1 protein-coding gene is annotated in these 1,688 nt (G+C 77.3%); it reads right to left on the reverse strand.

Annotation, left to right across the window (positions count from 1 at the left end; translation table 11 throughout):
- Positions 1–1,583, reverse strand: a 1,583-nt coding sequence (locus ACIQOV_RS40455) for a CehA/McbA family metallohydrolase (RefSeq protein ID WP_401056005.1), incomplete at its 3' end; no start/stop codon positions are given.
- Between the last annotated feature and the right edge of the window lie 105 nt (positions 1,584–1,688).

Raw genomic sequence — 1,688 nt, forward strand, 5'->3', positions numbered from 1 at the left:
GGCAGGTCCGGGCCCATCGCGTTGCCCCTGCCCGGGGTGCCGTCCGCCTTCGGGTGGCGCACCTCGGCCCGGACGTAGGCGGCGAGCGAGGCGGTGGTGCGCCAGACCACGGTGCCGGCGCCGTCGGCGGGCAGCGACTCCTGGTGCATCTGCCCCTCGTCGGTGAGGAGGCGCACCGTCCCGCCGGGCACGCCGGAGACGGTGAGCCGGACGTCCAGCGGGGCGTCGGCCGGGACGGTCAGCTCCTCGCCGATGCCCACCCGGCGGCCGTGCCCGGTCACGGTGAAGTCCACCTCGACGGCCGAGGATTCGGCCAGCCAGCTGCGCCCGGCGCGCAGCCCGTCGAGGATCGCGTCCCGGCTGAGGTCCTCGGCCAGCACCACGGTGTGGGGGGAGCCGATGACCTGCGGTTCGCTGTGGGCGTCGCTGTTGCCCAGGGCGGGCAGCCAGGAGCGGCCCTCGCGCAGGGCGACGGCGAGCCGGCCGTCCCAGGTGTCCACCGCCGACTCGTCGTCGTACGTCCAGGGGCCGTTCCACACCTCGACGGCGTCGGCCTCCTCGTAGCCGAACTTCCACTGGCAGGCGACGTACGGGCAGTACGGGTGCGCGGGCACGACCAGGCCGCCGGCCCGGTGGACCTGGCGGACGAAGCGGGGGTACTCCTCGTCGCGCGAGCGGTAGCGCCAGTCGACGAACTGGCCGGGCTCCAGGCCGAGGGCCAGCCAGTGGCCGTTGCGGGTGGTGATCTCCTCGCCCGGCAGGATCAGCAGGTCGGGGCTGGCCAGCGGGCCCCAGACGGCGTGCGAGGCGCTGGTGTTGTGGTCGGTCGAGACGATGAAGTCCAGGCCGGCCGCGCGCGCCCCGGCCGCCACCTCCTCGGGCTTGCGCCGCCCGTCGGAGTGGACGGTGTGCAGGTGGCAGTCGCCCCGGTACCAGGCCCGGCCGCGGCCGCGGGCCCGCTCCGCCGGGTAGTGCGGGGTGAACCGCGGCCCGGGCGGGCCGAACCGGAGGGTGACCTCGACGTGGTACTCCAGGCCCTGCGGGGCGACCTGGTAGGGGCCGAGGACCACGTGCCAGGTGCCGGGGTTGATCGGGCCGGGGAGGTAGCCGGGGGTCGCGGCGCCGCGGGAGAGGCTGAACGCGGTGCGGAAGCCGCCGGACCAGCCGCGGAAGCCGGGGCCGCCGAGGTCGGTGCCGCGCTCGTCGAAGAGGCCGATGTCGCAGGAGTTGCCGGGGGTGCCGGCCGGGACCGGGGGCTTGTCGTAGCCGTAGGAGACGGCCAGCTCGCGGACGCCCTCGGGGACCTCGACCGGGAGGTACACGAAGTCGGGGGCGCCGGTGGGCAGGTGGCCGGTGAGGGTGAGGGTGCGGTCGGGGGGAGTGGCGCCGGGGCCGTCGGCGGGGGCGGCGTCCGCCCGGCCGGTGGCGGCGGCGGCGAGGCCGAGGGCGGTGGCGGCGCCGGTGGCCAGTCCGGTGCGGAGCAGGTCACGGCGGGCGGGCCCGGCGGTCGGCTGCGGGGTCGGCGGGTCGGTGGGCCGGGAGGTCGGCTGGTCGGGGCGCGGGGTGCTGGGGTCGGTCGGCATCGAGGCAGTACGGCGCGCCGTCACCGTCGAGGCCGACGCCGGTGACGACGACCGTGGGCCGGGACAGCGCGTGGGGGCGCTTGACGCCGTCGTGGCGGTGGCGGC

The organism is Kitasatospora sp. NPDC091257 (assembly GCF_044757675.1).
GTDB lineage: Bacteria > Actinomycetota > Actinomycetes > Streptomycetales > Streptomycetaceae > Kitasatospora > Kitasatospora lactacystinica.